Genomic DNA, 6,785 nt, shown 5'->3' with positions numbered 1-6,785 from the left:
TAGCCGCAAAACCGTCGCCATCACCCGGATGGTGCGCCGAGGCGCACCCTATGGCGAATTCTGGGCGTAGGGTGTGTGGCGGCGCAGCCGACACGCACGCGGGGAATTTTGCATCGGGAACCGCGTGCGTGCCTGCGGCACACACCCTACGCGCAGCATCCCCGGCGCATCGTCCGGATTATGGGCGACGGTGTTGCTATATCAGCGGCATTGTAGGGTGGGGCTTGCCCCACCACGGGTGCGATTGCGGGAAACCGACCGGGCAAGCTGTAATCCGGCTCGAAGGGGCACACGCACGCGTTCCCCGTCTTTCACCGCGTGCGCGTCGGCTGCGCCGCCACACGTCCTGCGCGCAGAACCTACCTCCGGTGTGTTTATGCCGCCGCGGGTGGTGTTTGCCGGAAATGGCGAATAGCGCCAAGCAGCAGGCAGCACGGCAGCGAAACCGTCAGCAGCAGCGACAGCCAGGCGAAGCCTTGCTGTGGCGCGGTGGTGGTGGCCGGGCTGAGCATCAGCAGCAGGATGGCGAAAAAGAGGGCGAGCACGCCCGCCTGTTCGCCGTATGGCAGCGGCAGTCTGGCGCGGGCGAGGTAGAGCCAGAGAAGGAAGGGCGCGAGCAGAAGCAGCAGCGCGCCGTGCGCGGTGTTGGCCGCATGGATGTCGGTTTGCGCGGGCCAGATGTCGGCATGGATGAGCTGCGCCGGGATACAGGTGAGGAAGGCGGCCAGCAGCAGCACATGGCCGCAGGCGAGCAGCAGGCGGTTGGTTTTGGCGCTGATGGGGTGCGCGGGCGGCGCAACCCGGACGGGTTCCCCCTGTCGGGACGTGGATGATCTGAGCGCGCGCAGGCAGCGGCAGATGACGACGGCGTCAAAGGCGAGTTGCAGCGGCGCGAGCAGCAGGCGATGAACGCCAAACCCGGCAAGCCATGAGGGAATGAAACACAGCACCAGCGTGATGCCCAAATCCTCAAAGCGGGCGGGGCAGCGCTTCGCTTCGCCACGGCGGACGCGCCGGTCGTTCACCACGAGGAAATAGCTCACGATGGCGACAAGCGGCAGCAACAGCACGTTGAGGGCGATGTCAGCGCCGCGGGCGACGGTCGCTGACGGCAGCAGGAAGCCGGGTTGGGTCAGATGGGCGCAGGCGTTGCTGATGGCCATCGCCAACAGCAGCAGATAGGCGGTGGTGATGAGGCGCAGGGCATTTTTTTCGGTCATGGTGGTACTCCTGTGGACTGATACCGAGTAAAAACCGTCCGCCGCAATGCGCAGGACGGCTCGCTACGGCCGGCTTTCGTCCCGACCGCCCCGCTATTGTGCAGGTTATGGCCAGCCTGATAAAGCCCGCTTTCCGCATCGCCCCCGCGTTTTGCCGGTTATGGCGTGGGCGGGGCTTCTCAAAGAAACGCATCCAGCACGTTGTTGAGCAGGGCGAAGCCGCGTTCGGTCGTTTTCAGTCGCTGCTCAATGGCGGGCTCAAGCAGTCCTTGCGCGACGAGGCGGTCAAGCGTCGGGCGCACATCGTCCAGCGTCAGCGCGCTGCGCTCTGCTAAATACTGCGTCGGTACGCCGTCCTTGAGGCGCAGCGCGTTCATCATAAATTCAAAGGGTTGTTCGTCGCGCGGCACGGTGAAGCGCTGGTCGCGGTAGGGGTTGCCGTCCGCGCCCGCCGCCTTTTGGTACGCCCCCGGCGCGCGGTATTTGCTGCTGCGGGTAATCACGCCGCCGCGCGTCTGTTTACCGTGTGCGCCCGCGCCGATGCCGAGATAGTCGCCGTATTGCCAGTAGTTGAGGTTGTGGCGGCAGGGCTCGCCCGCGCGCCAGGCGGAGGTTTCGTACTGGCGGTAGCCGTGCGCAGTCAAATACGCGCTGCCCGCCTCAAAGATGTCGATTTGCGTGTCCGTGTCCGGCAGGGCAGGCGGGTTGGCGTAAAAGGCGGTGTTCGGCTCCAGCGTGAGCTGGTACCAGCTCAGATGCTCCGGCGCGAGTGCGGTCGCCTGTTTGAGGTCGGCCAAGGCGCCTGCGACGTCTTGCCCCGGCAGGGCGAACATCAAATCGAGGTTGATGCGGGTAAACCCCGCTTTTTCGGCGATGGCGACGGCGCGCAACGCCTCGTCGCGGTTGTGAATGCGCCCCAGCGCCTGCAACTGCGCCGCGTCAAAACTCTGCACGCCGATGGAGAGGCGGTTCACCCCGGCGGCGCGATAACCGGCGAATTTCGCCTGCTCAAAGGTGCCAGGATTGGCTTCCAGCGTGATTTCGCAGCCATCCGGCAAGGGCGTCAGGCGGTTGATGCCGTCAAGCAGCACGGCGATGGACGCGGCGCTGAACAGGCTGGGCGTGCCGCCGCCGATGAAGATGGTCTCAATCGGGCGCGGGTCGAGGTCGTGGGCGAGGTCGGCGAGCAGATGCCTGACGTAGGCGGCTTCGTCAACGGGGGCGCGCAGCGCGTGCGAGTTGAAGTCGCAGTACGGACATTTGCGCACGCACCAGGGGATGTGGATGTAGAGGCTTTGCGGGATGGGCATGAAACGGGGCTCAGGGCGGGAAAAACAACCGCCGCTATAATACGCGCCCCTCGCACCACCCCCATTCCCAAAAATGCACCTCACCGCCATCCGCCTCGCCGGATTCAAATCCTTCGCCGACAACACCACCTTCCCCGTTGATGCACCGCTGACCGGCATCATCGGCCCGAACGGCTGCGGCAAATCCAACATCATTGACGCCGTGCGCTGGGTACTCGGCGAAACCGCCGCCAAACAACTGCGCGGCCAGGCGATGACCGACGTCATCTTTGCCGGCTCGAAAAACCGCCGCGCCGGCGCACAGGCGAGCGTCACCCTCAACTTCGACAACAGCGACGGCAAGGCGGGCGGGGCATTTGCCGAATACGCCGAACTCAACATCACCCGCAAAGTACAGAGCGACGGCCAGTCGCAATACAGCATCAACGGCAAGCGCGTCCGCCGCCGCGACATCGTCGAACTGCTGCAAGGCACCGGCGTTGGCGCGCGCAGCTACGCCGTCATCGAACAGGGCATGATCAGCCGCATCATCGAAGCCAAGCCGGAAGAACTGCGCACCTTCATCGAAGAAGCGGCGGGCATCGCCCTCTACAAAACGCGGCGCAAAGAAAGCGAAGCGCGCATGAGTGACGTGCGCGAGCACCTCACCCGCCACGACGACCGCCTGCACCAACTCGGCAAACAGCGCGACAAACTCGCGCAAGAAGCCGAGACCGCCAAAACCTGGCGGGCGCTGCAAGCCCAAGTACAGGCGGCGAGCCACCAACTGCAAAGCTGGCAGTACCACCAACTGCACCGCCAGCACGAAGCCGCGCAAGAACAATACAGCCGCGACCGCGCCGCGCTGAACGACCTCTTTGCCCACAGCGGCATCGACGAAGCGCACCTCGCCGCACTCGAACAAAACCTCGCCGCTGCCAAAGCCGCGCACCACGCCGCCGAAAACGAAGCACTACAAAGCGCCGCCCGCCTTGCCCAACTGCGGCGCGAACTCGAACAAGGCCGCCAACAACAACAACACCTCGCGCAAAACGCGCGAGAACAACAAACCCGCCTCGCCCGCCTCAAACAACAACACGACGAAGACCACGAACAGGCGGCGCAGCACCAGGCCGAAATCAGCCGTCTGCAAACCGAACTCGCCGAAACCGCGCCCGCGCTGGACGTTGCCCGCCTCGCCGCCGAACAAGCGCGCACGACCGCCGACCAACAGCGCCACCAACTCGACGCCCAACGCGAACACCGCCACCACGCCGAAAACCGCCACTACAGCGCCGCGCACCGCCTCAGCGAAGCCCAAACCCAACTCGACCGCCTCGAACAACGCCTTGCCGCCACCGCAGCGCCTGCCGACGACAGCGACGACCTCGAACAAGAGACCCTGCAAGCCCAACACGACACCCTCGCCGAAACCCTGCTTGCTCTCGAAGACAGCGTCGCGCAAACCGCCGCCGCCCTCGCCGCCGCGCAAGGCCAACACGACCACATCGAAAACCAAACCCGCGCCGCACAAACCCGCGCCGCCGGACAACAAGCCGCCCTCGCTGCCCTACAAAAACACCAAAACGCGCCGCCCGAACAACCGCCCGAACTCGCCGCCGCGCCGCAACTGCTTGACCATTTGCACGTCGCGCCAGCGTGGCAAACCGCCCTCAGCCGCTACCTCGGCGCACGCCTGCACGCCGCCCTCGGCGAAGAGCATTGGCAAACCGCGCTCACCCACCAAAGCGCGCAACTGGCACGCGGCAGCGTCCCCGCCGCCTGGCAGGCGCACATCCAGAGCGACGCCGACCTCCACCCCTGGCTCGGCGCGCTGCAACCGCTGGTCGCGCACGACGCCGACATCGCCCGCGACCAACTCGCCCCCGGCGTGCAATACCTCACCCTCGACGGCAGCCTCATCAGCCAAAACAGCATCCAGCCTGCGGCGAGCGGCGACAACCCGCTGGCGCGACAACAACAAATCCACGACCTCGCAGCCGAACTGGCAGAAAACGAAAGCGCACTACAAACCCTCGAAACCGCGCTGGAAACCGCCGCCGACACCCTCGCCCGCGCCCGCGACGCCCACGCCGCCGCCCAACGCCAACACCAACAGACCGCCCAACAACAACGCGAGCTCGCGCACCGCCTCGCCCTCGCCGCCCAACAACAAACGCACCGCGCCCAACTGCGCGCGCAACAACAACGCGCCTTGGAGACCCTCGCCGAAGACATCGCCGCCGCCCGCCGCCAACAACAACAAGCCCAACAAGAAGCCGAACAGGCCGCCGCCGCGCTGGCCGCCTTGCCACCCGTGACCGCGCTGGAAACCGCCTTCCGCGCCGCGCACGACGCCTACCAACAAGCCGACCACACCTACCAACAAATCCAGAGCGACCGCCGCGCCGCCGAGAGCGCGCTCGAACAACACCGCGCCCACCTCGCCGCTGGCGACAAACAGGCGCAGCGCCTCGCCGCCGAACGCGCAGACGCCGAAGAAACCCTCGCCGCCCTCCAAGAACAAAGCGAAGCGCTTGCGCTCGAACTCGAAGAAAAACACCTCAGCCACGAAACCCTCGAAGAAAGCCACCAACAACACGAACAGCGCCGCGCCGAAGCCGCGCGCGCCGTCGAAGAACAGGCGCACCACCTGCACCGCGAACAAGAAACCCTGCGCGAACGCCAGCACCAGCGCGCGCTCGCCGAAGAACGCCTCAACCACCACCAGGAAAACCTCGCCCGCATCCAGCAACAACTGCAGCGCATCACCGCCGAACTCCTCGCCGACAACCGCGAACCGCTCGACATCGACGAAGACAACCCGCCGGACGAAGCCGCGCTCAGCGCCGAAATTCGCCAACACAAACAGGCGATGGACGCGCTCGGCGCGGTCAACCTCGCCGCCATCGCCGACTACGACAGCGCGGAAGCCGAATACCGCACCCTCGACGACCAATGCCGCGACCTGCGCCATACCCTCGAACTGCTCGAAGAAGCCATCGCCAAACTGGACAACGAAACGCGCAGCCGCCTGCAAGACACCCTCGAAATCGTCAACCGCCACTTCGCCAGCCTCTTTCCGCTCCTGTTCCGGGGCGGCGAAGCCGCACTCGCCTGGACCGAAGGCGACATCCTGGAGGCGGGCATCACCATCGCCGTGCGCCCGCCGGGGAAAAAAGTCAAAAACCTGAGCGTCCTCTCCGGCGGCGAAAAAGCACTGACCGCCCTCGCGCTCGTCTTCGCCCTCTTCCGCCTCAATCCCGCGCCGTTCTGCCTCTTGGACGAAGTCGATGCGCCGCTGGACGACGCCAACGTCGGCCGCCTCAGCGCACTCCTGCGGGAAATGGCGGGGCAGACACAATTCATCGTCATCACCCACCGCAAACGCACCATGCAAACCTGCGACCAACTGATAGGCGTCACCATGAGCGAACCGGGCGTCTCCCGCCTCGTCGCGGTGCAGTTCGGCGATTAAGCAGAGTGGGCTTGCCCCACCACTGCAACACCGTCGCCATAACCCGGATGCTGCGCGTAGTCATAGGGGCGACCCGGCGCACTATTAATGAAAAACCGGGCGCGATGCCCGGTCTATTTTTTGCTGAAAAACCGCCGCGTCAGCCAGTCGCCGAGGCGTGGGGCGAGCGGATAGAGGCGGGCGGCGGTTTCCATCAGCCGCGGGCGGTTGATATCGCGCACGCGGCGGTGGAAGGCGGCGCAGATGGTCGCGGCGAGCGCGTCGGCATCGGTCAGCCAGAAGCGGCCCAGCGCCTGCCGGTAGGCACCATCCGGATCGGCGTGGTCGAAGAAGGCAGTCAGCATCGGCCCGGGATTGACGCTGGTGACAAGGACGCCGCTGCCCGCCAGCTCCAGGCGCAGGGCGTTGCTGTAGCCGAGCAGGGCGTGTTTGCTCGCGGCGTAGGCGGCAGTCTTCGGCGTGGCGATTTTGCCCGCCTGCGAGATGATGTTGATGATGTGGCCGTGGCCGCGCGCCACCATCGCCGGTGCCAGCGCGTGGATGAGCTGGATGGGCGCGAGGGTGTTGAGGCGCAGCATCGCCGCCGTTTCGCCGTCGGTCGTCTCCAGCGCGGGTTTGAACAGGCCACTGCCGGCGTTGTTGATAAGGATGTCGGGCGGCGGCAGGGTCAGCAGCCATTGGGCAACGGCGTCGGCATCGGCGAGGTTCAGCGGGTGCAGGGTGATGCTGGCGGCGCGGTCGCAGGTGGCGGCGGTGTGCGCGAGGGCGTCGCTACGGCGAGCGACGAGGTGGAGGTGA

4 protein-coding genes are annotated in these 6,785 nt (G+C 66.0%); 1 reads left to right on the top strand and 3 read right to left on the bottom strand.

Going from position 1 to position 6,785, the window contains the following annotated elements:
• Nucleotides 1-374 precede the first annotated feature (374 nt).
• Both Q0349_RS08620 and hemW read right to left on the bottom strand, forming a co-directional pair.
• On the bottom strand, nucleotides 375-1,220 hold the full coding sequence (locus Q0349_RS08620) for a hypothetical protein (protein ID WP_298080457.1): 846 nt from the start codon (nucleotides 1,218-1,220) through the stop codon (nucleotides 375-377).
• Nucleotides 1,221-1,399: 179 nt separating this feature from the next.
• Nucleotides 1,400-2,530, bottom strand: coding sequence for a radical SAM family heme chaperone HemW (gene hemW / locus Q0349_RS08615; protein WP_298080456.1), 1,131 nt, complete (start codon nucleotides 2,528-2,530; stop codon nucleotides 1,400-1,402).
• Between the two features lie 73 nt (nucleotides 2,531-2,603).
• Between hemW and smc the strand changes: the two genes are divergently transcribed.
• A complete protein-coding gene (gene smc, locus Q0349_RS08610) occupies nucleotides 2,604-5,987 on the top strand; it encodes a chromosome segregation protein SMC (protein ID WP_298080455.1) in 3,384 nt (1,127 codons plus the stop codon).
• A gap of 113 nt (nucleotides 5,988-6,100) precedes the next feature.
• On the opposite strand, the gene Q0349_RS08605 is transcribed toward smc, so the two are convergent.
• A partial coding sequence (locus Q0349_RS08605; protein ID WP_298080454.1) for an SDR family NAD(P)-dependent oxidoreductase occupies nucleotides 6,101-6,785 on the bottom strand: 685 nt, incomplete at its 5' end.

The organism is uncultured Cardiobacterium sp. (genome assembly GCF_938028185.1).
Classification (GTDB): Bacteria; Pseudomonadota; Gammaproteobacteria; order Cardiobacteriales; family Cardiobacteriaceae; genus Cardiobacterium.
This window is presented reverse-complemented; position numbering and strand designations above follow the sequence as displayed.

What these genes read in the sequence shown, in the direction of transcription:
- Q0349_RS08620 (WP_298080457.1), bottom strand. Translation starts at nt 1,220, where the DNA reads ATGACCGAAAAAAATGCCCTGCGCCTCATCACCACCGCCTATCTGCTG.
- hemW (WP_298080456.1), bottom strand. Translation starts at nt 2,530, where the DNA reads ATGCCCATCCCGCAAAGCCTCTACATCCACATCCCCTGGTGCGTGCGC.
- smc (WP_298080455.1), top strand. Translation starts at nt 2,604, where the DNA reads ATGCACCTCACCGCCATCCGCCTCGCCGGATTCAAATCCTTCGCCGAC.